The following is a 494-nucleotide window of genomic DNA, read 5'->3' as shown; positions in this document are numbered from 1 at the left end:
TTTTTTTTATGCATTTTTAGGATAGAACATTTGTTCGTTATGCATAGGATATGCACTAAAATGTATATACACTATATGCATAATGATATGCCTAATCGTATAAGATTTCAAACGTTTTCCCTCCATTTCCTTTTGCCAAAAAATCATGATATCCAAAAAATGCTATAACCATAACATTTAGCTTACTTCTAAATTTTTAAATTTTTTAGGTCTGGTGTTTCAAAAATAGCAAACGGTTCGTTCATATTTGGTAAAGCATACCAGCCACCATATTGGGAAATTTTTGATGTTTCCCAATCGTCTGAAACAGGTACATTATCAGTCATAACGATTTGATTATCTGACTCGCCAAATACTAGGCGTCTTGTATCTTTAGTCGTGTTTTTACCTAGAACTAATCTAAAGCTCAGTTGGTCTCTTATATCTGTGCTAATTGTTGTCGCAAGTGGTTTTTGCATTGATAAAACAACGTTAATACCTGCACTTCGACCTTT

At 32.6% G+C, this 494-nt stretch carries 1 protein-coding gene; it reads right to left on the bottom strand.

Going from position 1 to position 494, the window contains the following annotated elements; translation table 11 throughout:
* Nucleotides 1–188: 188 nt before the first annotated feature.
* A partial coding sequence (locus L284_RS47145) for a hypothetical protein (protein ID WP_200861629.1) occupies nucleotides 189–494 on the bottom strand: 306 nt, incomplete at its 5' end.

Origin of the sequence: Novosphingobium lindaniclasticum LE124 (genome assembly GCF_000445125.1) — a bacterium.
Lineage (GTDB): Bacteria > Pseudomonadota > Alphaproteobacteria > Sphingomonadales > Sphingomonadaceae > Novosphingobium > Novosphingobium lindaniclasticum.
The sequence above is the reverse complement of the archived record's forward strand: the minus strand, read 5'-3'. Positions and strand labels throughout refer to the sequence as shown.